General features: G+C 69.8%; 26 protein-coding genes. 15 read left to right on the forward strand and 11 right to left on the reverse strand.

From position 1 onward, the window contains the following. Both Amac_RS37030 and Amac_RS37035 read right to left on the reverse strand, forming a co-directional pair. Positions 1 to 600, reverse strand: a complete 600-nt coding sequence (locus Amac_RS37030; RefSeq protein ID WP_155359077.1) for a nuclear transport factor 2 family protein — start codon at positions 598 to 600, stop codon at positions 1 to 3. Positions 601 to 615: 15 nt separating this feature from the next. Beyond that, positions 616 to 1,758, reverse strand: a complete 1,143-nt coding sequence (locus tag Amac_RS37035; protein WP_218041515.1) for an alpha/beta hydrolase — start codon at positions 1,756 to 1,758, stop codon at positions 616 to 618. Positions 1,759 to 1,983: 225 nt separating this feature from the next. Here Amac_RS37035 and Amac_RS37040 point away from each other — a divergent pair, with 225 nt between their 5' ends. The 7 genes from Amac_RS37040 to Amac_RS37070 are packed head-to-tail and all read left to right on the forward strand — an operon-like array spanning position 1,984 to position 9,334. Next, positions 1,984 to 2,841: an SDR family oxidoreductase gene (locus Amac_RS37040; RefSeq protein ID WP_170322843.1), complete on the forward strand. Its 858-nt coding sequence runs from the start codon at positions 1,984 to 1,986 to the stop codon at positions 2,839 to 2,841. Beyond that, positions 2,838 to 4,043, forward strand: coding sequence for a homogentisate 1,2-dioxygenase (locus tag Amac_RS37045; RefSeq protein ID WP_155359079.1), 1,206 nt, complete (start codon positions 2,838 to 2,840; stop codon positions 4,041 to 4,043). The genes Amac_RS37040 and Amac_RS37045 overlap by 4 nt, the downstream gene beginning before the upstream one ends. A 34-nt stretch (positions 4,044 to 4,077) precedes the next feature. After that, complete coding sequence (locus Amac_RS37050; protein WP_155359080.1) at positions 4,078 to 4,986, forward strand: SDR family NAD(P)-dependent oxidoreductase; 909 nt, start codon at positions 4,078 to 4,080, stop codon at positions 4,984 to 4,986. Continuing rightward, the gene (locus Amac_RS37055; RefSeq protein ID WP_155359081.1) at positions 4,979 to 6,031 is read left to right on the forward strand and encodes an FAS1-like dehydratase domain-containing protein; all 1,053 of its coding nucleotides are present in this window, start codon (positions 4,979 to 4,981) and stop codon (positions 6,029 to 6,031) included. Before Amac_RS37050 ends, Amac_RS37055 begins: the two co-directional genes overlap by 8 nt. Next, positions 6,024 to 7,154, forward strand: coding sequence for a thiolase family protein (locus tag Amac_RS37060; RefSeq protein ID WP_155359082.1), 1,131 nt, complete (start codon positions 6,024 to 6,026; stop codon positions 7,152 to 7,154). Before Amac_RS37055 ends, Amac_RS37060 begins: the two co-directional genes overlap by 8 nt. Beyond that, positions 7,151 to 8,290 (forward strand): acyl-CoA dehydrogenase family protein, encoded by a 1,140-nt coding sequence (locus Amac_RS37065; RefSeq protein WP_155359083.1) that lies wholly within the window; start codon positions 7,151 to 7,153, stop codon positions 8,288 to 8,290. The genes Amac_RS37060 and Amac_RS37065 overlap by 4 nt, the downstream gene beginning before the upstream one ends. A 3-nt stretch (positions 8,291 to 8,293) precedes the next feature. Then, complete coding sequence (locus tag Amac_RS37070) at positions 8,294 to 9,334, forward strand: acyl-CoA dehydrogenase family protein (RefSeq protein WP_155359084.1); 1,041 nt, start codon at positions 8,294 to 8,296, stop codon at positions 9,332 to 9,334. 19 nt (positions 9,335 to 9,353) lie between these two features. On the opposite strand, the gene Amac_RS37075 is transcribed toward Amac_RS37070, so the two are convergent. Beyond that, entirely contained in the window at positions 9,354 to 9,956 is a 603-nt protein-coding gene (locus tag Amac_RS37075; RefSeq protein ID WP_155359085.1) for a nuclear transport factor 2 family protein, read from the reverse strand. Between the two features lie 38 nt (positions 9,957 to 9,994). Between Amac_RS37075 and Amac_RS37080 the strand changes: the two genes are divergently transcribed. Further along, positions 9,995 to 10,450 (forward strand): nuclear transport factor 2 family protein, encoded by a 456-nt coding sequence (locus Amac_RS37080; RefSeq protein WP_155359086.1) that lies wholly within the window; start codon positions 9,995 to 9,997, stop codon positions 10,448 to 10,450. On the opposite strand, the gene Amac_RS37085 is transcribed toward Amac_RS37080, so the two are convergent. After that, positions 10,418 to 11,203 (reverse strand): SDR family NAD(P)-dependent oxidoreductase, encoded by a 786-nt coding sequence (locus Amac_RS37085; RefSeq protein ID WP_155359087.1) that lies wholly within the window; start codon positions 11,201 to 11,203, stop codon positions 10,418 to 10,420. The two genes, Amac_RS37080 and Amac_RS37085, sit on opposite strands and share 33 nt — an antisense overlap. A gap of 324 nt (positions 11,204 to 11,527) precedes the next feature. Between Amac_RS37085 and Amac_RS37090 the strand changes: the two genes are divergently transcribed. The 6 genes from Amac_RS37090 to Amac_RS37115 are packed head-to-tail and all read left to right on the forward strand — an operon-like array spanning position 11,528 to position 16,874. Next, a complete protein-coding gene (locus Amac_RS37090) occupies positions 11,528 to 12,742 on the forward strand; it encodes an ABC transporter substrate-binding protein (RefSeq protein WP_155359088.1) in 1,215 nt (404 codons plus the stop codon). Beyond that, complete coding sequence (locus Amac_RS37095; protein WP_155359089.1) at positions 12,739 to 13,524, forward strand: ABC transporter ATP-binding protein; 786 nt, start codon at positions 12,739 to 12,741, stop codon at positions 13,522 to 13,524. Before Amac_RS37090 ends, Amac_RS37095 begins: the two co-directional genes overlap by 4 nt. Continuing rightward, entirely contained in the window at positions 13,521 to 14,276 is a 756-nt protein-coding gene (locus Amac_RS37100; protein ID WP_246268963.1) for an ABC transporter ATP-binding protein, read from the forward strand. The genes Amac_RS37095 and Amac_RS37100 overlap by 4 nt, the downstream gene beginning before the upstream one ends. A gap of 1 nt (position 14,277) precedes the next feature. Then, complete coding sequence (locus Amac_RS37105; RefSeq protein WP_155359090.1) at positions 14,278 to 15,165, forward strand: branched-chain amino acid ABC transporter permease; 888 nt, start codon at positions 14,278 to 14,280, stop codon at positions 15,163 to 15,165. After that, a complete protein-coding gene (locus Amac_RS37110; RefSeq protein ID WP_155359091.1) occupies positions 15,162 to 16,265 on the forward strand; it encodes a branched-chain amino acid ABC transporter permease in 1,104 nt (367 codons plus the stop codon). The genes Amac_RS37105 and Amac_RS37110 overlap by 4 nt, the downstream gene beginning before the upstream one ends. Positions 16,266 to 16,280: 15 nt before the next feature. Further along, positions 16,281 to 16,874: a VOC family protein gene (locus tag Amac_RS37115; RefSeq protein WP_155359092.1), complete on the forward strand. Its 594-nt coding sequence runs from the start codon at positions 16,281 to 16,283 to the stop codon at positions 16,872 to 16,874. Between the two features lie 102 nt (positions 16,875 to 16,976). Here the strand turns inward: Amac_RS37115 and Amac_RS37120 are convergent, their stop codons facing one another. From Amac_RS37120 to Amac_RS37150, 7 genes are all read right to left on the reverse strand, one after another. Beyond that, a complete protein-coding gene (locus tag Amac_RS37120; RefSeq protein ID WP_155359093.1) occupies positions 16,977 to 18,125 on the reverse strand; it encodes a 5'-methylthioadenosine/S-adenosylhomocysteine nucleosidase family protein in 1,149 nt (382 codons plus the stop codon). Positions 18,126 to 18,129: 4 nt separating this feature from the next. Beyond that, positions 18,130 to 18,855: an NUDIX hydrolase gene (locus tag Amac_RS37125; protein WP_155359094.1), complete on the reverse strand. Its 726-nt coding sequence runs from the start codon at positions 18,853 to 18,855 to the stop codon at positions 18,130 to 18,132. Between the two features lie 86 nt (positions 18,856 to 18,941). Further along, positions 18,942 to 19,886: a sugar kinase gene (locus tag Amac_RS37130; RefSeq protein WP_218041516.1), complete on the reverse strand. Its 945-nt coding sequence runs from the start codon at positions 19,884 to 19,886 to the stop codon at positions 18,942 to 18,944. Then, complete coding sequence (locus Amac_RS37135; RefSeq protein WP_218041517.1) at positions 19,883 to 20,524, reverse strand: bifunctional 4-hydroxy-2-oxoglutarate aldolase/2-dehydro-3-deoxy-phosphogluconate aldolase; 642 nt, start codon at positions 20,522 to 20,524, stop codon at positions 19,883 to 19,885. Before Amac_RS37135 ends, Amac_RS37130 begins: the two co-directional genes overlap by 4 nt. A 5-nt stretch (positions 20,525 to 20,529) precedes the next feature. After that, positions 20,530 to 21,675, reverse strand: a complete 1,146-nt coding sequence (gene dgoD / locus Amac_RS37140; protein WP_155359096.1) for a galactonate dehydratase — start codon at positions 21,673 to 21,675, stop codon at positions 20,530 to 20,532. After that, the gene (locus Amac_RS37145) at positions 21,672 to 22,376 is read right to left on the reverse strand and encodes a FadR/GntR family transcriptional regulator (protein WP_155359097.1); all 705 of its coding nucleotides are present in this window, start codon (positions 22,374 to 22,376) and stop codon (positions 21,672 to 21,674) included. Before Amac_RS37145 ends, dgoD begins: the two co-directional genes overlap by 4 nt. 17 nt (positions 22,377 to 22,393) lie before the next feature. Next, positions 22,394 to 23,158: an SDR family NAD(P)-dependent oxidoreductase gene (locus tag Amac_RS37150; RefSeq protein ID WP_155359098.1), complete on the reverse strand. Its 765-nt coding sequence runs from the start codon at positions 23,156 to 23,158 to the stop codon at positions 22,394 to 22,396. A 137-nt stretch (positions 23,159 to 23,295) separates the two neighbouring features. On the opposite strand from Amac_RS37150, the gene Amac_RS37155 reads away from it, so the two are divergent. Further along, a complete protein-coding gene (locus tag Amac_RS37155; RefSeq protein ID WP_155359099.1) occupies positions 23,296 to 24,309 on the forward strand; it encodes a substrate-binding domain-containing protein in 1,014 nt (337 codons plus the stop codon). The last annotated feature ends 20 nt before the right edge of the window (positions 24,310 to 24,329 follow it).

Genomic DNA, 24,329 nt, shown 5'->3' on the forward strand with positions numbered 1-24,329 from the left:
TCACTCCGGGGTCGAGGTCTGGTGCTGGGCGGCGCGGTACCGGAGGATGACGGGCGTGGACTGATCGGAGTCGTCGTACGCGCCGCGTGCTTCTGGCGGGTATGTGGACAGGATGCCGTCCGCCGCCGGCTGCTGATGGCGCCACTCGGAGTGGACCCGGCGCCGGGCCAGCTTCCAATCACCGTCGCGCAGTTCCCAGCGGTCGAGATAGCGGCCGCCGGCGAGCAGGTCGTAGGCGCAGCCGGTGCCACCGAACATGCCGCCGAGCGGGGCATCCGCCCGGACCCGGTGGTAGGCGGTGCAGAGCGTCTCGCTCACCGCCACCTCCCCGTCCAGGCTGATCAGAACGTTGCCCACCTGGTGGTGGGTGGCGTCGAGGGCCGCCGCGAACAGCGTGCGGCTGCTCTCCATCGCCTCCCGCCAACCCTTTTCCGAACCGATCGAGGAGACCCACCAGGTGGCGTCGTCGTGGAAGACCTGGTCCAGCAGCTCCCAGCGCCGCCGATCCACACAGTGGGCGTAGAGGTGGATGCGGTCGGTGATCTCGGCCCGCGCGGCGAGCGCTTCCGGGCTGTAGTTCGCGGCTGCGGTGGGCGACATGAGCTGTCCCTTCAATCAACCCCGATGGGCGTCTATCCATGTGGACACGGCATCGATCATGGTTGCCAGCTGCTCGGGTTGCCCGTGCAGGTAGTGGCGCCCCCCGCCGATAGCGGTGAGGGCGCGGTCATCGTGCGGGATGCTGTCGTAGAGCTCGCGGGCGTGCGAGGGAAAGCAGCTCTGGTCGGCCGTGCCGTAGACGACGTGGACCGGCGTGGTGACCGAGGGCAGCAGATCGGGGGCGTGGCCCCTGCTCCGGCTGCGCGACCACTGTGACAACCAGGCTCTGACGGTCGTGAAATGGCCGAGGGTCGCCGGCTGGAAGTTGGCGTTCCAGGGGTCACCCCACAGCGTCCCCGGTTCCCGGTCGTTCGGGTCGAGGGACAGGTCGACGTAGCGCGGGTCCGCGCCCACGCCGTGGACGACGAACGGAAGGTCGGCGATTCCGCGCTCGGCCAGCTGGCCGAGCATCCCCTCCGCCCACGCCGTGATGGCGTCGTTGCGGGCCCGCTGGGCGATTCGATAGGCCCGCAGCCAGCTGGCGTCGTAGGGAATGCCGTTCGAGGCGTCGTACATGTCCAGCCCGGGGTCGCGTGCGAACGGCGCCGCCTCGTCGGCGATCGAGGGGTCCAGCGTCTCGGTGAGCAACTGCGAGCGGCCCGGATGGGCCATGGCGAGGATGAGGAGGTCGGCCGGCGGGAGGTCGGCTCTGGTCAGATCGGGCCCGCCGCCGCCGGGGGAGGAGGTGATGCTCGGCCGTTCCGCCTGGTTCTGGTAGAGCGCGGCGAGCGCCCCGCCGCCGGAGTTGCCGAACAGGACGACCTGTTCGTATCCCTCCGTCCGCAGGTACCGGATGACGCTGCCCACGTCGACCACGCAGTTCTCCAGCAGGAGCGCGGAGTCGTTGCCGAGGTAGCGCGTGGTCATGCCGATGGCGTCGTACCCCGCGCCGGCGATCGCGGTCAACGCGTAGTGGCCCATGAAGTTCGAGGAGGGGTGCACGGCGACGACGGCCGTCTCCGCCCGCCGGTCCGGGTGGGCCCGGTGCCGGGTGCACCACAGGGTGCCACTGATGCGGGCGACTCCCGAGTAGATCTCGTTCGCCGAAGGCACGTCCGCCATCGGCACGGCCAGCAGGTCCGTGCGGGTGGGGCTCACGACCTATCTCCGTTCGCTTATCGGACGTATATCTCCGATTCTGTCGCCACTCTGTCATCGGGGGTCGAGGCCTGTCAATGCGGTGTCCACCGGTCAGGTGCTCGGGAAATGGGGCAGGTTCTTGACAGTCTGCGGGTCTGACCAGGAAGGTGTAATCACCGATAATCGGACTCATATCTCCGACTCTTGTCGGATCTGGCGCTTAAGTGGAGGTGGCACCACACCGTGACGCGAGAGACCGTCCTCATCACCGGCGGGGCACGCGGCCAGGGCCGTAGTCACGCGCTCGGCTTCGCGGCACGCGGTGCCGACGTGGCCGTGCTCGACATCGGCGTACCGATCGACGGCCTCCCCTACGAACTGGCCACCTCGGACGACCTGCGGGAGACCGCCGACCTGATCGCCAAGACGGGCGCCCGTGGCCTGGCGGTCGCCTGCGACGTCCGCGACTCGGCTCAAGTCCAGGCGGCGGCCGACACCGTGCTGGCGGAGTTCGGCCATATCGACACGCTCGTCCTCAACCACGGCATCTGGAGCACGGGGCGGTTCTGGGAGGTGTCGGAGGAAGCCTGGACGTCCACGTTCGACGTCAACGTCAACGGAAGCTGGCGGATGGCCAAGGCGGTCGCGCCCTCCATGATCCAACGACGCGAAGGCAACATCATCATCATCGGGTCGACGTCGGCCACCATACCGACGCAGAACTACGCGCACTACGCGGCCTCCAAGGCGGCGCTCGTGCAGCTCACCAAGATCTTCGCCGCCGAACTCGGGGAGTTCGGCGTGCGGGTCAACTCGGTCAGTCCCGGGCTGGTCGACACGCCGATGGTCAACTTCCAGGCGGTCTACGACCGCGTCCGCCCAGGCGCCTCCCGCGAGGAGTTCCTCGCGGGAGGGTATGCCATGACGCTGCTCGCCGGACGCCGCCAACTCGATCCCAGCTCGGTCACGGCGGCCGTGCTCTGGCTGGCCTCGGCGCAGGCGGCCGACATCACCGGTCTCGACCTCGTCATCGACGCGGGTAACCGCCTGCTGCCGCGCCACAACCCACGGCCGTGGACCCCCGAAGGGAATGCGTCATGACGTACTACCGGGCCGTCGGCTCGATCTCCCGCAAGCGCCACACGGCCCATCGTCCGGACGGGTCGACGCTGGTCTACGAGGAGATGATCGGCGAAGAGGGGTTCTCGTCGACGTCGTCCCTGCTCTACCACCGCAACCTGCCGTCCGCGATCGCCCGCGCCTCGACGTGGCAGCCGGGCGACATGGGTCTGCACGAGAACGAGCCGATGAATCCGCGGCATTTCACGCTGCACCGGCTCTTCCCGGCGGGCGGCGGCGGCAAGGACCTGGTCCGGGACCGGCGGCTCATCCTGGGCAACGACGACGTCCGCATCGCCTACGTGGTGGCCGGGGAACGCTCGCCCTTCTACCGCAACGCGGTGGGCGACGAGTGCGTCTTCATCGAGCGGGGCAGCGCTCGCCTGGAGTCGGTCTTCGGCACGCTCGAGGTGACCAGCGGCGACTACGTCGTCGTACCCCGGGGGACCACGCACCGATGGGTCCCCGACACCGGTTCCGGTCCGCTGGGGGCGTACTGCGTGGAGGCGAACTCACACATCCAGGCTCCGAGCCGGTATCTGTCCCGGCAGGGTCAGTTCCTGGAACAGTCGCCGTACTGCGAGCGTGATCTGCGCGGGCCCACGGAACCTCTGCTGGCCGAGGACCTGGGCGAGGACCCGCGCGACGAGACCGATGTGTACATCAAACACCGGGTCCGCGGCGGCATCGGGGGCACGATCCACACGATCCCGTTTCACCCGTTCGACGCGGTCGGCTGGGACGGGTGCCTGTATCCGTACGCTTTCAGCGTGCACGACTTCGAACCGCTCACGGGCCGCGTCTTGCAACCCCCACCCGTTCACCAGGTGTTCGAGGGCCGCAACTTCGTGATGTGCAACTTCGTGCCACGCATGGTCGACTACCACCCCGACGCCGTGACGGCGCCCTACTACCACGCGAACGTCGACAGCGACGAGGTCATGTTCTACGTCGCCGGCAACTACGAGGCCCGTTCCGGATCGGGTGTCGCACCCGGTTCGGTGACCCTGCACACCGGCGGCCATTCGCATGGCCCGCAACCGGGCGCCTACGCGGCGTCCATCGGCGCGAAGGCGGTGGACGAGCTCGCCGTGATGGTGGACACGTTCCAGCCACTGCTGCTGGGCGAGGGCGCTCTCGCCAGCGACGACGGTGTCTATCTGCGTTCCTGGCTAGAGGGCTGAGTCCAGCCGGCGGATTTCGCGAGTGAGGAAAGAGATGAGCAGACTGCGGGACAGAGTGGCGATCGTCACCGGGGCGGGCCGGGGGCTTGGCCGCTCGTACGCCCTCCACCTCGCCAGGGAAGGGGCCAAGGTCGTTGTCAACGATCTCGGCGGCGGCCTGCACGGCGAACCCGGTCAGGACACTCCGGCTGAGGACGTGGCCCGCGAGATCCGCGAAGCGGGCGGCGAGGCCATCGCCAATGGTGACGACATCGCCGACTGGGAGGGCGCCCACCGGCTCGTCCAGGCCGCCCTCGACGCCTTCGGAGACGTCGACGTGCTCGTCAACAACGCCGGGATCCTGCGCGACCGGATGCTGGTGAACATGACCGCGCGGGAGTGGGACGATGTGATCCGGGTCCATCTGCGCGGTCATTTCTGCCCGACCAGGGCAGTGGCCGCCCACTGGCGAGGCCGGGCCAAGGAGCACCCCGACCGCCCTCCCCGCGACGCGGCGCTGATCCACACCACGAGCATCTCCGGTCTGTTCGGCAGCCCTGGCCAGGCCAACTACGCGACCGCCAAGTCGGGAATCGCCACGTTCGCCTACGAGTGCCACCTCGAGCTCAACGAGCGGCTCGGCGTGCGCTCCTACGCGATCGCGCCGAGCGCCAGGACCCGGCTGACCGAGAGCTCGCCGGCGGCGGTCGACGCCGTGGCGAAGCCGGACGCCGGGTTCGACTTCTTCGACCCGGACAACGTCAGCCCGTTCGTGGTGTGGCTCGCGTCGGCCGGGTGCGGCGCCCCCTCCGGGACGGTCTACACCGTGGAAGGCGACGAGGTGACCGTCGTCCAGCCCTGGACCCGGGGCCGCCGGATCAAGGCCGGTGACCATCGGTGGACGCTCGACCAGCTCGACAAGGCGTGGCCGGAGCTGTTCGCGGAGGCGGACGGGCATGCCTGACCGGCTTGGCAGCGTCCAGCTCACCGATGTCGTCCGCTACGCCGGAGCCAGCGGCGACCTGAATCCCCTCCACTACGATCCGTCGTTCGCCCGGGCGGCCGGACACGAGGGGCTCTTCGCCATGGGCGCGCTCCACGGCGGGTGGCTGGTCTCCCACGTGGTGTCCCAGGGGGCGTCGCCGCCGGAGGGCGCACCGTGGTTCCTCCGGCTCAGATACCACGGGATCGTGCCACTCGGGCTCGACCTGGAGGCCGAGTCGTCGATCGGGCCCGACCGGACCACCGCCGACCTGACCGGCGGTGGCGAGCGCAAGGTCAGCCTCGAACTGGCCGGCCTCGACGCGCCGCCCGCGGCCGGCGGGGGCCGCGACGAGCAACGGTGCACGTTCCCCGTCGAGCTGGGCACGTCGAAGCGGTTCGGGGAAGCGGTGCGCTGGCCAGAACCGCTGGCTCCGGGCCGCCCGGTCCCGCCGACCTACCTGTCCGTCCTGAGCTTCTGGCTGCCCAACCCCGATCCCATCGACCGAGTCGGATTCGACCGCTCCCGGACGCTGCTCGGTGAGACCTCGATCGAGCTGGCCCGAGGTCCGGTGCGCGTCGGCGAGGTCTTCGAGGTCCGGGAGTACATCGGCGCGGAGCGCACGCGTGCGGGTCGGGCCGGTGAGATGCGCCTGGTGGATCTGGTCGCGGAACTCTCCGACGCCACCGGACTCCGCGTGGTCTACCGGAACACGTTCATCCTGATGCCGGCGCGGGCCGAGGCCGCGCCGCTGAACGGAAGCAGGGATCCCGAGACAGGGCAGGTCTTCTACCCGGCGAGGGCCCTGAGCGTCGACGGCCGGATGCGCCCACTGGTCGAGTCCGCCCTCGCGACCGAGGGGGTGCTCTACTCGTGGACCACGTATGAGGGCACGGCGTACGGGCAGATCGATCTCGACGACGGGGTCCGGCTGCAGGTACGGCTGGCGCCGGGTGAGCATCAGATCGGAGCGCGGTACCGGATGGCCGGCTCACCCGATGGGGACAGGTGGTTCGCGCATGCGTGACGTGATGGTCCTCGGCACCGGCATGGTGCCGTTCGGACGGTATGCGCCGGGCTCGGCGCGCCGACTGGCCGCGGAAGCGTCGGTGGCGGCGCTGTCGGACGCTGGCTGCGCCTTCGCCGATCTCGACGCCTTCGTCTGTGGTTCCGCGCATCCGCTGACCCCGCGCGGGGTCTACCTCGCCAAGGAGCTGGGGGTCACCGGCCTGGCGGTGCTGCACGCCGAGCATGCCTCCGCCTCGGGCCTGGCCGCCATGCACCTGGCCTGGCTGGGGGTGGGCTCCGGCGCCTACGACGCCGTGCTGGTCCTGGGCGTCGACTGCCCGGAGAGCGAACAGTCCGCTCTGGAGATCATCGAGAGCGAGGGCAATCTGCCCGCTCCCGCGCTGTTCGCCATGTGGGCCCACCGCCGGATGCACGACCGTGGCACCACCCCACGCCACTTGGCGGCGGTGGCCGCGAAGAACTGGAACTACGCGCGCGACAACCCCTACGCGGCCCGGCGGGCGGCCGAGCCGATCACCGTCGAGAAGGTCCTCGCCAGCCGCATGATCGCGCCGCCGCTGACGAGCATGATGTGCACCCCCTGGGGCGAGGGCGCGGCCGCCGCCGTCGTCTGCTCGGCGGAGTTCGCCGGGCGGTACGGCGCCGACCGCGCGGTCCGGATGCTGCATTCACACGTCGAGAGCGAGACGTACAGCCCGGGGCACGTCTTCCAGGGGGCGATCGTCGGGCCGCCCGCCATGTCCAGGCGGGCGGCCGGCGCGCTCTACGAGGCCACCGGGCGGGGCCCGGCCGACGTCGACGTCGTGCAGGTGCACGACGCCTTCGCGATCGAGGAGCTGTACTACTACGAGCTTCTCGGGTTCGCCGCCGACGGCGATGCCGAGCGCCTGGTCGAGAAGGGCGCCTTCGGCCCGGGCTCGCGGGAGCGCTTCGGCCTGCCGGAGTTCTCCACGCACGGCGGCCTCGTCGCCGGCGGCCACCCCGGCGGCCCGACCGGGCTCGCTCAGGTCCACGAGACCGTCCGCCAGCTGCGCGGGGGCCGATCGGTCGGCCTGTGCCACATGCTGGGAGCCGGCTCGGTCGCCATCACGCAGATGTACGAGCGAGCGCGACCCTCATGACCGGGGAGCCTGCGGCGCTCCGGGCGGAGGCAGCCGCCTGGCTACGTGAGCACGCGCCGCGGTTCGCCGCCGACGGTCCCGCACCGCTCTCCCCGTTCGAGGTCGTCGACGAGGCCCGGGAGCGGGAGCTCGTCGAGCTTGCCCGCCGATGGCAGCGGCACAAGTTCGAGGCCGGATGGGGCGCCCTCTCGCTGCCGACCACGCTCGGTGGACGCGGGTTGTCCCGGGCCGACGACGTCATGTTCACCGACGAGGAGTCGCGCTACCACGTTCCGACCCACGTCCTGGAAGTCACGACACGGATGGTCCTGCCGACGCTGGTGCACTGGTCGCCCGAGAAACGAACCTCGATCGAGGGGATCATCAGCGGTCGTGAGGTGTGGTGCCAGCTGTTCTCCGAGCCGGACGCGGGTTCGGACCTCGCCGCGCTGCGCACCCGCGCCACCCGCCAGCGGGACGGCACGTGGACGGTCACCGGTCAGAAGGTGTGGACGTCATGGGCGCACCTGGCCCAGCGTGGTTACCTGCTGGCCCGTACCGGTGCCGACGGCCACGGCGGCCTGACCGCGTTCGAACTAGACATGGCGGCACCTGGTGTGTCGATCCGCCGGATCCGGCAGATGACCGGGGCGTCGACGTTCAACGAAGTCTTTCTCGACCAGGTCTCGTTACCGGTCGATGCGCCCATCGGCCCCGTGGGCCAGGGCTGGGCCGTGGCCATGACCACGCTCATGAACGAGCGCCTTGCCGTGGGCGCCGACCAGATCCCGTACGACGAGCTGCGAGCCGAGGCGGCGCGGCGCGGCCGGCTGCATCAGCCCGACGTGGCCGCGGGCCTGGGCGCCATCCGGGCCCGGCGGATCGTGCTCGAACAACTGCGGCAGCAGATGGTCCAGTCGGTACGGCGCGGCGGCGATCCAGGTCCCGAGGGCTCGGCGGCCAAGCTCTTCCTGGCCGAGAGCGTGTTGGAGGCGGCCAGGTTCGCCCGGTGGCTCATCGGCCCCGACATCGTCGTGGATGACCGGTGGAGCCAGTTCGCGCTCGCGTGGCCCGGCATCAAGAACGCCGGCGGGACCGACGAGGTCCAGAAGACCATCATCGCCAACCGGATCCTCGGCCTGCCGAAGGAAGGGTGAACCATGCACGCCGACGACGACGTCGAGCACCAGATCAGGGCAGAGCTGTCCCGGGTCGTGGAGTCAGCGCGGAGCCGGCGGAGTCTCCGTGAGCGCACCGAGGGCGGCGACGACGACGCGACCCGGCGTCAGCTGAGCGAGCTCGGGATCCTCGACGCGATGCTGCCGGACGGGCCCGGACTCGCCGGTGGCGGGCTCCGGCACGTTCTCGCGGCCGTTGAGGAGGCGGCCGTGGGCCTGGTCGCCCCGGATCTGCTGGTGTCGACACTCGCGTTGTGGACAGGTCTCGCGGCCCAGCCGCGGCCCGGGGAGCTCCGGCAGATCCTGCTCGGTCCGACGGCGGTGGCGTGGCCCGGAGTCCTGGCCGGCGCGGAGTCGGTTCGCCAGGCGGACCGGTCGGTCACGGGCCGCCTGGGCTACGTACCGGCCGGGTTGTCGGCCCAGCACCTGGTTCTGGTGCTGCCGGACGCCTCCGGGGCCGTGGTCTGCCTGGTCACGCTCGACAACGCCCGTCGTGAGGCGTTACCCGTGCTCGACCTGAGCCGTCCCGCCGCAGTGCTGGAGCTCCGTTCGGCGCATACCCGGGAGCTGGGATGTCTCTCCCCCGCAGAGCTCACCCGGTTGCGGGCGGCCTGGCTGGTGGCCATCGCGGCCGACTGTCTCGGCGGCATGCGGGCCGCGCACGACGCGGCGGTCGGCTACGCCCGGCAGCGGATCGCCTTCGGCCGGAGCATCGGCAGCTTCCAGGCGGTACGGCACCGGTGCGCGGACATGTTCGTCGATGTCGAGACCACCCGCGCGGTCGTCCGGGGGGCCATTGACGCCGTGGACGAGGGCGGCGAGGACGTGGACGCGCTGGCGCTGGCCGCCGCCAGCCATGCCATGGAGGTGTTCAGCCGCGTCGCCGAGTCCTCGATCCTGGTGCACGGCGCGCTGGGGTTCACCTACGAATGCGACGCCCACTTCTATCTGCGACGGTCCTACAGCAACGCCGCCGCGACGGGCGGGGTGGACCGCCTGCGCGCCGAACTCGCCATCGGCTGAGTTCGGCGCGGCCCGACGCTCAGGTGCCCTGGAAATGGGCGTACGAGGGATCCGTGCCGGGTCCGCCCGGTCGAAGCCCTTGTTTGATGGTCGTCCAGACCGGGTTGCCCGGCAGGTCGTCTCGCGACCAGTCGATGAGCATGACGCGGCGGGCGATGCGCCACTCCCCATCGCGCCGCTCGAAGCGGTCGAGGGCACGACCGCCCATGATGCGCAGGTGTGTCCCGCTGTCCTCGGGCCGGAGCACGAGGCTGGTCTGCGGGCCGACGGGATGCATCACCAGGTTGTAGGTCTCGACGTTCGCGACACCCGCCTCGAGGTCGAGGTCGATGATCACGTTCGTGATGTGGTGCTGGCTGAACTCCGGCAGGTCGCCGAACCCGTCGACGAGCCGCTGCGCGAACTCCGCCGGTGTCGCGTCCGGCGCGTCGTAGGCCCGGATGTCGACCGCGTCCGGGAAGTAGACCGACTTCAGCAGTTCCGGGTCACGCCGATCGCAGCCGCGACAGTACCGCTGGAGTACGTCGCGTATCTCCAGATGAGCGCTGATCTCTTCAAGGGTGTACAGGGTCGTCCACCTTCCGCTAGCCGTTATTCGGAGACTATCGTCCGGATAGTGGATGGGGAATAGGTCCGCATCCGAGGTTGAGAGGAGGCCTCATGGCCGAGAACCACGCCCGGGGTCGGCAGGCGCTGGCTCGCTTCTACGCGGAGGAAGAGGCTTACCTTGCTCGGGCAGGGGCTGATCAGGCCCGACTGCTGGCCTGCTTCGCCGAGGATGTGGTGATCCGGGAGGCGCCGAGCCTGCCCTACGGCGGCGACTGGTACGGCCACGCCGGCGTGCTGGCCCTGATGAACCGGCTTTCGGAGGTGTATGAGCGCGCCACGTTCGAGGATCGGACGATATTCGCCGACGGTGACGACGTTTTCGTCCTCCTTCGCAGCACTGTCCGGTTCCGCGCGTCCGGGCGGGAGCTCCAGAACACCGTGCTCCAGCACATCGTCTTCCGGGACGGACTGATCGCCGCGATGAGCCCGTTCCACTGGGACACGCAGGCGGTCGTCGCCTTGGCGGCGCGGACGTCACAGGACGCCCGTGGCGCGGGCGATCTGTAGCGCGGTGCCCCCGGAGCTGTAGCCTCCGTCGACCGGGATGTCGGCTCCGGTCAGGTAGGCGGCCCCGTCACTCAACAGGAAGATCACCACCTGCGCGATGTCGGCCGCCACCGCCGGCCGTCCGGCCGGTGTCACGGCGGTGACCGCGTCCCGCTGCCGCGGATTGGCCGCCACCATCGGGGTGTCGACGATGCCCGGATGCACCGCGTTGACCCGGATGCCCGCGGCGGCGAACTCGAGCGCGGCCGCCTTGGTCAGTCCCCGCACCGCCCACTTGCTCACGCCGTACGCGACGGCGTGATAGCCGGCGAGCGCCACCGCGCTGCCGATGTTCACGATGGCCCCGCCGCCCTGCTCGATCATGACCGGTGCCACCGCCCGGATGCCGAGAAAGCTGCCTCGGGCGTTGACGTCCATGACCTCGTCCCACAGGGACGGTGCCGTCTCCAGGATCGTCCCCGGCCGAGCGATTCCGGCGTTGTTGACCAGACCGTCGAGTCGCCCGTACCGGGCCAGCGTGTCGGCGACGATGCTCCGCCATGACTCCTCGGAGCCGACGTCAAGGCCGACGAAGTGGGCGGAGCCGGCGCCGTGGCGGGCGTTGAGCGCATCGGCGAGGTCGATTCCTTCCGCCTCGAGCAGGTCTCCGATCACGACCCGAGCCCCCATGGCCGCGGCCAGTTCCGCCTCGGCAGCCCCCTGGCCGCGGGCCCCGCCTGTGATCAACACGACCTTCCCCTCGAGCGCGACCATGACTGACCCTCCGGTTGCTCCGATTATCGGATGTAATACACCACTTCCAGTTCGTGCGGGGGAGCCTAGCAGCGGACACGAGTGCGGTGGAATGGTGCTGATCCAGGCAGTTCGCTCAATTTCTGTGCTTGACGTCACATGACGGGCATGTTTCAATGAGCAACATTCGGATGGCTAACTCCGAAAATCGGATACCTACAAACCCACGCCATAGGCGACCACACCGCGCGGCGGGTAGGACGCGACCGGCGTGCCGCTCCGGGCCCCGGCTCGGGGGAGGGCATTCAACCTGGCTCCGACGGAGCCACTGGCGCAAGGCAGGCCATGAGAAGGAACAGCATCGCGACGTCAGGGCTACTCGCCCTCACTCTTTTAGCGCTGGTCTCGTGCAGCGTCGACGAAGGTACGGGGACCACCGCCACCGAGACGGTCACGGTCGGCATCATCGGGTCGTACACGGGGCCCATCTCGAACTTCGGGCCCGCGTGGGAGGACGGCTTCCGAGCCGGACTCGACGTGGCCACCAAGGGCACCAACCAGGTAGGCGACGTCAAGGTCGAGATCCAGGTGCGCAACGACAACAGCGACCCGACAACCGGTCTGAGCGTCGCCAAGGAGCTGCTGGGCGCCGGAGTCCGGATTCTCGCCGGGCCGGCGAGCTCCGCCGTCGTCGTGCCCGTCGCGCAGCTGGCCATCGACAACGACGCCATCCTCATCGCCGGCCCCACCGGGAGCTCCGACATCGACGGCATGGGGGCGGGCATCTACCGCACGTCGCCGACCACGCCTCAGCTCAACACGGCCGTCATGCAGGCGGCCGCCGCCCGCGGCGCCAAGACCCTCATGTACATCGGCCAGGACTACGCGTACGGCAAAGCCGCCGTGGCGTCGCTCGAGCAGATCGGCCCGGACAAGGGGATCAAGGTCGACAACGTCCTCCTGCCCGTCGGTACGAAGGACTTCACCGCCGGAATCGCGACCGCGCTCGCGGCCAACCCGGATGCGATCTTCGTCGGCTGGGCCGGTGAGGGACTGCCGCAGCTCTTCAAGGCCCTCGCCGACCAGGGCGGGTTTGACAAGTCCCACATCATCACGATCGGCCCCGGCCGGCCCCAGTTCGAGTCGTACGCCGCCGCCCTCGGCGACAGCCTCGACAAAGCCGAGCTGATCACCTACTACGCCCAGGACACCATGGGCAATGAGGGCGAGAAGGCGATGAACGAGGCGCTGAAGCGTCTCGGCCTCAAGGCTCCCATCGACCACCAGCAGGTCGAGGGTTACCTTGGCGCGCTCATGGTGGTGAAGGCCATCGAACAGGCCGGGCCGAGCCTGAAGGTCGACGCCGTGCACAAGGCATTGGCGGGCGCGAAGTTCGAGACCCCGGTCGGGTCGGTGACGATCCGGCCCGAGGACCACATCTGCGTCCAGCCCATCTTCGGCTACGCGATGGAGAAGGTCGACGGGGAGCATCGACTGAAGGTCATCAAGACCTACGCCGCCGCGGATGTCCTGTCGCCGGTGGCCCGGACCATCCCATGACGGCAGCTCCGGCCAATGAGGTCCTGCCCGGGAGCGTCGCGCTCTCGGGCAGGGCCGTCAACCTGGTGATCGACGGTCACCACATCCTCGTCGACGTCTCCGTCGACGTCGCCGCGGGCGAGTTCCTCGCCATCATCGGGCCGAACGGGGCCGGCAAGACCAGCCTCATCAACGTGCTGAGCGTGGCCACCCCGCCGACATCGGGCAAAGTGCACCTGCATGGCCGGGACGTGACCGGCCTGCCGCCACACCGAGTCGCCCGCAGCGGGCTGGGGCGCACGTTCCAGACGTCCAACCTCTTCCTCGGCCGGAGCCTGCTGGAGAACGCCCGGCTGGCCGCCAACGGCCGGGACTCGCGGCTGCGCACCGGGTTCCGCCGGGTGCTGAAGGACGACCCCGTCACCGAACGGGCCCGGGAGGCCCTCGATCTCGTGGGTCTCGGGCGGCGGCCGGACCGGTTGGCGTCGGAGCTCTCCCACGGGGAACGGCGCAAGTTGGAGCTGGCCATGGTGCTGGCCCAGGGCGCCAACGTCATCCTGCTCGACGAGCCGATGGCCGGCGTCAGCGTCGACGACGTGCCGGAGCTCGTGGAGCTGATCCGCCGGGTCCACCGCGAGCAGGGCAAGACCACCGTCATGGTCGAACACCACATGCATGTCGTCCTCGACCTGGCCGAGCGCATCGGCGTGATGCACCACGGCGCCATGATCGCGATCGGGCCACCGGACGAGATCATCGCGAACGACGTGGTCCAGACCGCGTACATGGGTGAACCGCTGTGACGGCCGAACGTGTGTACGGCGACGCCGGGCCAGGGCTGGGCGGGTCCATTCTGTCCGTCCGCGACCTTCATGCGTACGTGGGGCAGTCGCACATCCTGCAGGGGGTCTCGTTCGCGACCCGGCCCGCCCAGGTGACCGCCATACTCGGCCGCAACGGGGTCGGCAAGACATCCACCCTCAGATCCGTCCTCGGGCTCATGAACCACACCGGCGTGATCGAGTTCGACGGCCGCCAGATCAGCAGCCTGGAAACGCACGAGATCATCCGGCTTGGTCTCGCCTACGTCCCCGAGGACCGGGACGTCTTCCACGGACTGACCGTGGCCGAGAACCTTCGCCTGGCAGAGCGGCGCGGCCTGGCACCGGACTATGACCGCGTCTTCGAACTCTTTCCTGAGCTGCGTAATCGCCGCGGTCAACGGGCGGGCACGATGTCGGGCGGCCAGCAGCAGATGTTGTCGCTGGCGCGGGCGCTCCTGCACGACAACCGCCTGATGCTCGTCGACGAGCCGACGAAAGGTCTCGCACCTCGACTGGTGAGCGAGTTCGTCGCGACGTTGGAGCAGATCACCGCGCATACCAGCGTGTTGCTGGTGGAGCAGAACCTCGCCGTCGCGCGCCGGCTCGCCGACCACGTCATCGTGCTGTCGGAAGGCCGGGTCGTGCTCGACGGGGCGGCCGAGGACGTGCTCGCCGACGACTCGTCCATCCGCCGGCTCCTCGGAGTCGCGGCCGACCACGAGGAGGGCTGACGTGTCGACGTTTCTGTTGATCATCATCTCCGGTCTCGGCTTGGGCTCGCTGTACTTCCTGCTGGCCGCCGGCCTCTCTGTGATCTTCGGGCTCATGCGGGTGCTGAGCTTCGCCCACGGCGCGTTCCTGTCCGCCAGCGGGTTCGCCTCCTGGATGGTGCTGCGGTCATTCGAGACCCCGTCGACGCCGCAGCTGCTGCTCGCGCTTGTGGTCTCCGTCCTGACCGGCGGCGCCGTTGCGTACCTCGCCGAGGTGCTGCTCGTCCGTCCCTTGAAGGGCAAAGAACTCGAGCAGTTGTTGGTGACCGTGGGGCTCGGCATGGTGCTGGTGGCCCTGATGGCCGGCATCTGGGGACCGGACGAGCACCTGATCCCCCGTCCCGTCTGGCTCACCGACACGACCTCGATCGCCGGGGCGCCCATCTCCAACAGCCGCCTGCTGCTCATCGGCTTGGCCGGCGTGGTGGTGGTCGGCATCCACCTGATCCTGTCCCGGACCCGCTACGGCCTCATCATCCGCGCGGGTGTCGAGAACAGCGCCATGGTGTCCGCGCTCGGCATCAACGTGAAGCGCGCGTTCACGCTGGTCTTCGTCGCCGGCGGCATGCTCGCCGGTCTCGGGGGCGGCCTGGCCGGGACGTACTACGGGGGGATCTCGCCGTTCCTCGGCGACGGCATGCTCATCTTCTCGTTCATCGTGCTGATCATCGGCGGCTTGGGCTCGATCAACGGTGCCCTCATCGCTTCGGTGGTGCTGGGCGTGAGCCAGTCGGTGGCCAACTACTACGTCCTCAACGGCATCGGCGACGTGCTCGTGGTCGTGCTCCTGGTCGCCACGCTGCTCGTCCGCCCGCAAGGTCTCCTCGGCCAAAAGGAGCGACTGATATGACCAGGTCAGGTGCGCTCCGCTACGGAGCCGCGGGTCTCCTGGTGGTGGTCCTCGCCGTGCTGCCCTTCGTGCACCGCAGCGTGGGCGGGTTGCTGCCCGGCCCGATCAACAGCCCGGGAAGCCTGCAGGTCCTCGCCCTCATGCTGGTGGCGGCCGCCGCCGCGATCACCCTGGACCTGATGTTCGGCTACACCGGGCTGATGTCATTCGGCCACTCGCTCTACGTGGGGTTCGGGTGCTACGCGACGGTCATCCTGAGCAACAATCCGAAGCTGGGCTTCGCGCTGGGGGTTCCGCTGGCGATGGTGCTCAGCGTCGTCGTCGCCCTCGTCGGCAACGCCGCGGCGCTGCGGCTGACCGGCATCGGCTTCATCATGGCCACCCTGGCCATGGCGCAGGGGTTCGCGATCGCGGTCGAGCGGGGATTCCTGGGCAGCGGCGGCGAGGTGGGCGTGACCTTCGCGCGAGGCGTCCTGCCCGATCCGCTGCGCGGCGTGCTGAACACCCGCAACGTCTACTGGCTGGCGCTGGCCCTCGTCGTCGTGGTGTACGTCATCTGCGCCCTGCTCGTACGCACCCACGTCGGTCACGTGTGGCAGGGCATCCGGGAGAATCCACTCCGGACGAAGGTCATCGGTTACAACGTCTACGCCTATCAGATGGCGGCCGCGACCATCTCCTGCACGCTGGCGGCGATGTGCGGAGTCGTCTTCGCGATCGTCATGGGGGGAGCCAACCCGGGCATCGCGGGCCTCCACTACTCGCTGGCCGTCGTACTGATGGTCGTCCTGGGCGGGCGAGGAGTGCTGTGGGGGGCGGCACTCGGCGCGGTCCTCTACCAGTTCCTGAACCTGCGCCTACCGTCCCTCTCCAGCTCCGACATCGTCACCGGGCTGCCCGAGATCCTCCAGATCCCGTTGTCGCAACCGAACTTCCTGCTCGGCGTGGCCTTCATCCTGATCATTCTCTTCATGCCGGGCGGACTCGCGTCGATCTTCACCCGGCTCACCCGCCGCGCGACGTCGAAGCGCGCCGGGGAACCCAGGGATGACGACGGCGGCGTGCCCGCGACCACCCGTGAACCCAACCTGGTCTCCTGAGCTGGGAGGTAAATGATGAGTACCGAGACAACCACGGGCGAACGGGTCCGCATCGGTGTATCCGAGGTGGTGCTGAGGACGTCCTGGTACGACCGTCTGTGCGGGTGGTACGAGGAGGTGCTGCGGCAGCCGCCGACGCTCGACCTGACACCGGAGGCGAACCGTGGCACCGACGATCCCGACCTCCCCACCCGCATGGCATTCTTCGACCTGCCCAGCGAGTTCCCCTATACGCAACGTATCGCTATCTTCGAATGCCTCGATGTCGGGTCGACGGAACGCAGCAGCGTCGGACTCCATCACATCCAGCTGAGATTCCCCCAGCACGAGTCCCTCTTCGATGCCTACCGGAGACTCAAGCCGCTCGGCATCGTTCCAGCCGAGACGGACAATCACGGCATCGCGACCAGCTTCTATTACCGCGATCCGGACTACAACCGGGTGGAGCTGTCCGCGCTGAACTTCGCCACGATCGCCGATGTGCGCGGGTACACAACGACCGATCGGTTCCGCCGCAAACCGGAGGGCGAGCCCATCGACGTCGAAGAACTGATCAGGCGTCACGAGGCGGGGGAACATTACGCGGACATGCTGACGCCCTCGTGGTGAACGGTGATATGGGTTCATGCTGCTCGCTGACAGCTCGCACGGCCCGGTCAGGGCCCGAGGCGATACTGCGGAGATTCTTCATCCCTGTGTCACCCGGCGGCGTCATGACAGGGACTGGGCCAGGGCGATGACAGTCGCCAGCGCTGCGGCCAGGTCGGCGACATCGCTGATCAGCCCGCGTAGCTTCTTGAGAGCCAGCGTCAGCTTGCCCTTGCTCTGCTGCGTATTCGCCTGCAAAGCCTCGTTCGCCACGGTGAGTTCCGCCTCCGCCGCCGCGTACGTGTCCTCGTCCAGGCGGCCAGTGGCCCGCGCTCGCTGGAGTTGGGCACGGAATCCGGCGAGCGCCCCGGCCAGGTCCGTCGGCTGATTCGGGTCGAAGCCGAGCCGGATGCCGCCGTGCACGTTGCCGGCCTGGATTCCCACCCGCGAATTGTCACGTGCGATGTTGTACGTCACCTGTTGTCCCCGCACCGCTGATCCCCTCGTCGTCAGCCAGCCACCGTCCTTGTTCTCGGCGGCGATCTCTTCAGCCAGTGCCGTGGCGAATGCCGCGGCGTTGGCCACGGCCCGCCGCTGCCATTGAGCGCGGTCGGTGACCTCCTTCGTCCCATCGGCCCGATCGCTGATGCCCCGTATGACGACCACGGGCATCGCCCCGTTCAGGTGCCCGGCCTGCGCGACACCAGCACCTTCCATCTCGATCGCGCACGCGTCGTTGTAGTTCTGCCGGATCCACCGGGCGTGCCCGGACACTTTGGAGTTCAGGACCACCTCACCTGCGGCGATCGGGCCGAAATGCACCTCTGGGGCCGGGCTGGGGAGGCCGCGCGCCCACGCGTCGGTACGGCCGATGTGCCGGGCGAGCTGATCGGCGGCGTGCGAGGTCTCCCAACTGCGGGGGCGGCTCTTGAGCCCGTCGTCCTCGCTCGTGCCTCCTTGGTACGCGTAGACGCGCGTCGCCACCACGACATCCCCGAGGGCGATGTGGGAGTGCAGGGCGCCCGCCACGCCCACGAAGAGCAGCCCTGCCGGGGTGAACTCGGCGATAGCGCGCTCGGTCAGTACGGCCGCTGACTGGTTGCCCGTGCCGACATGGGCCAGAGCCACCCGGCAGCGGCCCCTCGCGAGGCGGCCGACCTCGAACCGGGTGCCGTGGTGATGACGGTGCAGCTCCAGGTCGACCAGCCTCTTCTGGATCGCCTGATACTCCAGATCCAAAGCGGTGAGGATCACGATCGGGTGATTGCTCACTCTCCTACTCCTTTGCGCTCGGCCCTTCGGCGGGCCGTACCATCGGCGGATAAAGGGCCGTGCATGGACCGGCTCGGAACAGTCGGGCCGGTCGCCCGGTGGCCGCTTTGCGGCTCGTTCCCGCCGGGACGATGAACCCTTCGGTCTTCTGGACCTTGCGATAGAAGTTCCGGGGGTCGAGCGTGATCCCCCAGACGGCCTCGTAAACGCCCTGCAGATCCGTGATCGTGAACGTCGGTCTGCAGAACGCCGTCCCGAGGGCGGAGTGCTCAAGCTTGGTGCGGGCGCGTTCCACTCCGTCCGCGATGATGCGCTGGTGGTCGAAGGCGAGATCCAGGTCGCCGGAGAGCACCCGGTCGGTGGGTTGCCATCCGGCGTCGGCCGCGTCCGTGCCAGCGGTCGGCTCGGGCAGGCGGGGTGCGATGGCCAGGTACGCCACGGATACCACCCGGCCACGCGGGTCGCGACCCGGGTCGCCGTACACGCCCAGTTGTTCCAGGCGGAGGGTCTCGACGTCGAGGTCGGCTTCCTCCGACAATTCCCGGTGAGCCGCCGCGGTGATGTCCTCCTCAGCGTGCCGCAGGAATCCACCAGGCAACGCGAGGTTGCCCTTGTAGGGGTCGATGCCACGCTCGATGAGCAGCACGTGCAGGCGCGACTCCCGCAACGTCAAGATCACCAGATCAACGGCTAGTAGCACGACAGGCGGCACCCATGGGTCGTCGGTCATGCGGCAGAGGCTAGCTTCTTGTCAATCTGACAGAAATAGCTCCGAGGTAAGACGTACCAGTCCCGAGATGGCCCGGAACGACGGTGTCATCGCAGCGTCTCCCCGTCACGCAAGGCCAGAGCGGTGAGTTCGGCTCGGGTGGGTAGCCCTTCCCAGTCCCCGGCGCAGGCCACGCAGGCGGCGCCCAGCAGGGTCGCCCGTTCGAGCCGGCCGTACGCGTCGAGCCCGTCGAGCCGCCCGGACAGGTATCCGGCGGTGAACGCGTCGCCGGCGCCGACGACGTCCACCACGGGCACCGGGAGAGCGGGGACGTCGAACGAGCCGCGCGCGCCGTGGTAGCTCGCGCCCGCGGCGCCGCGCTTGACGATGACCTCCTCGACACCGGCGTCGCGGAGGCCGGCCACCCGATCCCGTTCGCCGTCGCCTTCGGCCACGATGGCCAGCTCGTCGTCGGAGGCGATCAGGACCGTGACGTACGGCAGCAGCGGGCGCAGGGTCCGTGCGGCCGCGTCCCGGGTCCAGAGCAGGGAGCGGTGGTTGACATCGAGGCTCACCCAGGCGCCGGTCCGGCGCGCGTGTTCGGCGGCGGCGCCGATGGCTTCCAGCGGCGCGGGTCCCAGCGCCGCCGTGATACCCGTCAGATGCAGGCCCGCCTGCCCGGCGTCGACAGCGGGGCGTACCTCCTCCCAGGACAGGGTTGAGGCGGCCGAATCCTTGCGGTAATAGTGCACGCGGGCCCGGCCCCCGGGGGCCACGTCACGGAGCAGGAGGCCGGTCGACGCGTCCGCGCGCCGCACGATGTGGTCGGTCAGCACGCCCTCGGCCCGCAGCGTGCGCAGGATCAGCTCACCGGGCTCGTCGTCTCCGACCGCGCCGGCCCAGCGGGTCGCGTGCCCGAGGCGAGACAGGGCGATGGCGACATTGGCCTCCGCGCCGGACACCGAGACCCGGGAGTCGCCGCCGAGGCGGAGCGGACCGGCGCAGCGGACCGTGGCCATCGCCTCGCCGATCGTCAGGACGTCCGCTCTCACCGCGGGCCCGCCTGGTCCAGCGCCGCTCTGGCCCGGCGGCGCAGTGCGGCCAGGTCGCCGCCGCTGGGGGCGTCGCCGAGCAGCGGCGAGCCGACGCCGACCGCGATGGCGCCGGCCGCCAGGTAGTCGCGGACGCTGTCGAGTCCCACGCCGCCGACCGGCACGAACGGCACGGCCGGGAACGGATCGCGGAGAGCGCGCAGATAGGGGACCCCTCCGCTGGAGGCGGGGAAGAGCTTGACGGCGGTGGCGCCCTGCGCGACCGCGGCGATGACCTCGGTGGGGGTCAGCGCCCCGGCGAGCACGGGCAGCCCGAGGCGGAGCGCCTCGGCCACCCCGTCCCCCAGACCGGGGGTGACGACGAACGTCGCGCCCGCGTCGCGCGCCGCGACGGCGTCCCGTGCGGTCAGCACGGTCCCGGCGCCGAGGCGCACGTCCGCGCCGAGGGCGGCGGCCGCCTTCCGGATGACCGTCAGCGCGCCGGCGCCGCTGAGCGAGACCTCCATCAGGGTCACGCCCTCGTCGGCGAGCACGTCGATGCTGCGCAGCGCCGCCGCCGGGTCGTCGCCGCGGACGATGGCCAGCAGCCGCCGGGCCCGCAGGAGGTCGAGCAGGGAAGTCGCGGGTTGTGGTCGCACGCCGGTCACCATTCTGCGAAAGAGCTGTCGGGATAGCGCCAGACCGGGGATCGCCACGCGTGGCCCCGCCGGTCGGCTTCGCGCACCCTGGCCTCGTCGATCACCACGCCCAGCCCGGGGCCGGTCGGCCGGGGGAGCAGGCCGTCGGTGAAGGCGAAGACGGACGGGTCGACCAGGTAGTCCAGCAGTTCGTTGCCGTCGTGGTAGTGGATGCCGATGCTCTGCTCCTGGATGAGGAAGTTGGGGGTGGCGAACGCCACCTGGAGGCTGGCGGCCAGGGAGAGGGGTCCCAGCGGGCAGTGCGGGGCCAGCAGGGCGCCGTACACCTCGGCCTGGGCGGCGATGCGCCGGACCTCCGAGATGCCGCCGGCGTGGGACAGGTCCGGCTGGGCCACGGCGATGCCCGCCTGGAAGGCCGGCTGGAAGTCCCAGCGGGAGTAGAGGCGCTCGCCCAGGGCGATGGGGATGTTGGACGCCTCGACGAGGCTGCGCACCTGGGTCATGGACTCGGGCACGACCGGTTCCTCGACGAACATGGGGGTGAACGGTTCGAGCAGCGGCAGGAGCCGCCGGGCGTTGGGGTAGGACACCCGGCCGTGGAAGTCGACCGCGACGTCCCGGCCCGGGCCGAGCACCTCGCGCGCCGCGGCGACGCGGTCGATGACCTCGTCGATCTCGCCCGGGCCCGCGATGGGGGACATGCGGCCGCTGGCGTTCATCTTCACCGCGGTGAAGCCCGCCTCCACCTGGCGCTGGGCCTCCTCCTTGAGCCGGCCGGGTTCATCGCCGCCGATCCACGTGTACGCGCGGACGTGTTCCCGTACCGGACCGCCGAGCAGTTCGTGCACGGGGACGCCGCGCGCCTTGCCCGCGATGTCCCACAGGGCCTGGTCCAGGCCGGCGACGGCGCTGGCGAGCACCGGCCCGCCGCGGTAGAAGCTGCCCTTGGTCATGACCTGCCAGTGGTCCTCGATGCGCAGCGGGTCGGCGCCGACGAGCAGTTCGGCGATCTCGCCGACCGCCGCCCGGACCGAGTCGGCCCGCCCTTCGACGACCGGCTCGCCCCAGCCGACGTGTCCCTCATCGGTCTCGACCCGGCAGAACAGCCATCTGGGCGGGATCAGGAACGTCTCGACGCGCGTTATCTTCACAAGTCTCCCTGGAGGCGTGCGGCGCGGTCGACGTCGGCCATGGCCTTGTCGAGCAGCGCGAGCGCACTGGTTCTGGCGGCTTCCTCGTCGCCTGCCCGGATGGCGTCGAGCAGGGCGCGGTGGCTCGGCACCGGATCGTCGGCGGTGACGACGTCGTGGACGATGCGGTCCCGTTCCGCGAGTACGGACTCCACGACGACCTCCATGCGGACCAGGAGCTCGTTGCCCGTCGCGGCCAGCACGGCACGGTGGAAACGCAGGTCGGCGGAGGCCGCCTCGGCGGGGGTCCGGGCCGCGGCCATGCCCGCCAGGGCCGCCTCGAGTTCGGCGAGGTCGGCCTCGGTGCGGCGGGCGGCGGCCAGCCCGGCGGCGGCCGGTTCGAACATCTGCCGCACCTCGGCGAGCTGCCGGAGCATCTGGGTGCCCCGGTTCTCGAACTCCCAGCTGATCACGTCGGGGTCGAGCAGGTTCCACTCGCTGCGCGGGCGCACCACCGTGCCCCGCTTCTGGCGTGAGTCGACCAGGCCCTTGCCGGCCAGCACCTTCAGCGCTTCGCGCACGACGGTGCGGGACACCTGCAGCTCGGCCTCCAGCTCGACCAGGTCGATCCGGCCGTTCTCGGCGATCTGCCCGGTGACGAGGCGGCGGCCGATGATCTCGACGACCTGGCCGTGGATGCCGCGCCCTCTGTAGGTGCTCATGCTCTCCGGTAATCCCCTCAAGAGGAGTTCTTGGTCGCGCTCCAGCCGCCGTCGACGACCAGGGTGGTGGCGGTGATGAAGGACGCGTCGTCCGACAGGAGGAAGCCGATCGCCGCGGCGACCTCGGCGGGCTCGCCGAACCGCTTGGCGATCGTGGCCTCGGCGCTCAGGCGCCGGTCCGCTTCGGCCACGCGGTCCCACGCGGGGGACATGATCGGCCCGGGCAGCACGGTGTTGACGCGCACCTCGGGGCCGTAGTCCACCGCGAGCTGCCGGCCCAGAGCCACCAGCGCCGCCTTGGTCGCGGCGTACGCCGGATGGCCGGGCAGGCCGACGAGGGCGTGCACCGACGAGACCAGGACGACCGCTCCTGACGTCGCCCTCAGATCCTCGTGTAGCGTGCGAAAGGCCAGGTAGGAGGCGGTGAGGTTCACTTCCAGCTGCCGGTTCCAGGAGGCCGCGCCGAGGTCGTGCACGGGTCGGACGTCCACGACGTAGGCGTTGCTGACGAGGTGCCGGACCGGGCCGAACTCCCGGTGGGCGACGCGACGGAGCTCCCCCCACGCGCTCTCGTCGCTGACGTCCATGCGTACGAATCTTGCCGTGCCGCCCGCCTCGGCGACAGCCGCGGCGACGTCCTCCCCGGCCGGGGAGAGGTCGCACACGAGGACGGGCATGCCCGTCGCGCCCAGGTGCTTCGCGGTGGCGGCGCCGATGCCGGACGCGGCGCCGGTCACGACCGCGCAGCAGCCGGCACCCGAGAGGTGTCCGGGGAGGTTCACACCGTCACTCTACGATAAGTGCTTTTTTATGACAATTTATTGACAGGCGCGTTACGCCCGCTTCATCATCTGGACATGGCGCAGGGCGCCCCACCCGGTGGCATCGCCAACCGGAGACAGATCATGGGAGGCCATTCGTGGCATCAGTTCGACTTACGGTGATGCGCGGCATCGCCTTGCTGGCCGGCGGCGCCGTACTCGCCGCGTGCGGCCAGTCCGCCGGGTCCGGCGACGCCTCGGGCGAGAAGGCGCAACTGCGCGTTGGGGCGATCTACCTCGACTCGCAGGGCTTCTACGCCGGCGTGAAGAAGGGCATCGAGACCACCGCCGCCAAGGACGCGAACCTCAAGCTGCTGGGCAACAACGCGCAGGGTGACGCGGCCAAGGAGTCCTCGTTCATGTCGACCCTGGTCGCCTCCAAGGTGGACGCGATCATCACCTCGGCCGTCTCCGCCACCGCGTCCACCCCGGCGATCGCGGCGGCCAGCAAGGCCGGGATCCCGGTCGTCTGTTACAACACCTGCATCAACGACGCGGACGCCAGGAAGTACGTGTGGGGCTACGTCCTGTCCGATCCGTACGTCTTCGGCAAGAAGCTGGGCGAGCAGGCCGGCAAGTACTTCACCTCCCAGCAAATCGACAAACCGAAGATCGCGGTGCTGAACTGCGACTTCGTGGAGGTCTGCAAGGAGCGCAAGCGCGGCTTCAAGGACGGCCTGGCCGCCGCCGTACCGGGTGCCCAGTACGTGGCCGACCAGGAGGGCGCGGTCGTCGACAAGGCCACCCCGGTCGCCGAGAACATCATCACCGCGAACCCGGAGCTGGACGCGTTCTACGCGGTCGCGGGCGGCGGTACCCTGGCCGGAATCAAGGCCGTCACCACCCGCGCCCGCATCGGCAAGACCGTCGTCTTCGGCAGCGACATGACCGTGGACATCGCCAAAGCCCTCGTCGACGGCAGCATTCTCAAGGCGGAGATCGACGTCCCCGCCCAGACGGTGGGCAAGCTGGCCTACGAGGCCGCCCGCAAGGCGACCGGCGGCGCCAAGAACGACACGTTCATCATCCCGGTGGAGCCGATCCTCTACACGGCCGACGACAAGGCCACCAGCGAGAAGTGGCTGACCGAGCACAGCGACGGGATCCCGTAAACCGTCTCCGTCCCTGTCCC

This window comes from Acrocarpospora macrocephala, assembly GCF_009687865.1.
Classification (GTDB): domain Bacteria; phylum Actinomycetota; class Actinomycetes; order Streptosporangiales; family Streptosporangiaceae; genus Acrocarpospora; species Acrocarpospora macrocephala.

Excerpts from the sequence above, each read along its gene's own strand:
- Amac_RS37095 (WP_155359089.1), top strand. The coding sequence starts at position 12,739 with ATGACGGCAGCTCCGGCCAATGAGGTCCTGCCCGGGAGCGTCGCGCTC.
- Amac_RS37090 (WP_155359088.1), top strand. The coding sequence starts at position 11,528 with ATGAGAAGGAACAGCATCGCGACGTCAGGGCTACTCGCCCTCACTCTT.
- Amac_RS37110 (WP_155359091.1), top strand. The coding sequence starts at position 15,162 with ATGACCAGGTCAGGTGCGCTCCGCTACGGAGCCGCGGGTCTCCTGGTG.
- Amac_RS37080 (WP_155359086.1), top strand. The coding sequence starts at position 9,995 with ATGGCCGAGAACCACGCCCGGGGTCGGCAGGCGCTGGCTCGCTTCTAC.
- Amac_RS37045 (WP_155359079.1), top strand. The coding sequence starts at position 2,838 with ATGACGTACTACCGGGCCGTCGGCTCGATCTCCCGCAAGCGCCACACG.
- Amac_RS37055 (WP_155359081.1), top strand. The coding sequence starts at position 4,979 with ATGCCTGACCGGCTTGGCAGCGTCCAGCTCACCGATGTCGTCCGCTAC.
- Amac_RS37085 (WP_155359087.1), bottom strand. The coding sequence starts at position 11,203 with ATGGTCGCGCTCGAGGGGAAGGTCGTGTTGATCACAGGCGGGGCCCGC.
- Amac_RS37050 (WP_155359080.1), top strand. The coding sequence starts at position 4,078 with ATGAGCAGACTGCGGGACAGAGTGGCGATCGTCACCGGGGCGGGCCGG.
- Amac_RS37125 (WP_155359094.1), bottom strand. The coding sequence starts at position 18,855 with ATGACCGACGACCCATGGGTGCCGCCTGTCGTGCTACTAGCCGTTGAT.
- Amac_RS37065 (WP_155359083.1), top strand. The coding sequence starts at position 7,151 with ATGACCGGGGAGCCTGCGGCGCTCCGGGCGGAGGCAGCCGCCTGGCTA.
- Amac_RS37060 (WP_155359082.1), top strand. The coding sequence starts at position 6,024 with ATGCGTGACGTGATGGTCCTCGGCACCGGCATGGTGCCGTTCGGACGG.
- Amac_RS37145 (WP_155359097.1), bottom strand. The coding sequence starts at position 22,376 with ATGAGCACCTACAGAGGGCGCGGCATCCACGGCCAGGTCGTCGAGATC.
- Amac_RS37070 (WP_155359084.1), top strand. The coding sequence starts at position 8,294 with ATGCACGCCGACGACGACGTCGAGCACCAGATCAGGGCAGAGCTGTCC.
- Amac_RS37115 (WP_155359092.1), top strand. The coding sequence starts at position 16,281 with ATGAGTACCGAGACAACCACGGGCGAACGGGTCCGCATCGGTGTATCC.
- Amac_RS37030 (WP_155359077.1), bottom strand. The coding sequence starts at position 600 with ATGTCGCCCACCGCAGCCGCGAACTACAGCCCGGAAGCGCTCGCCGCG.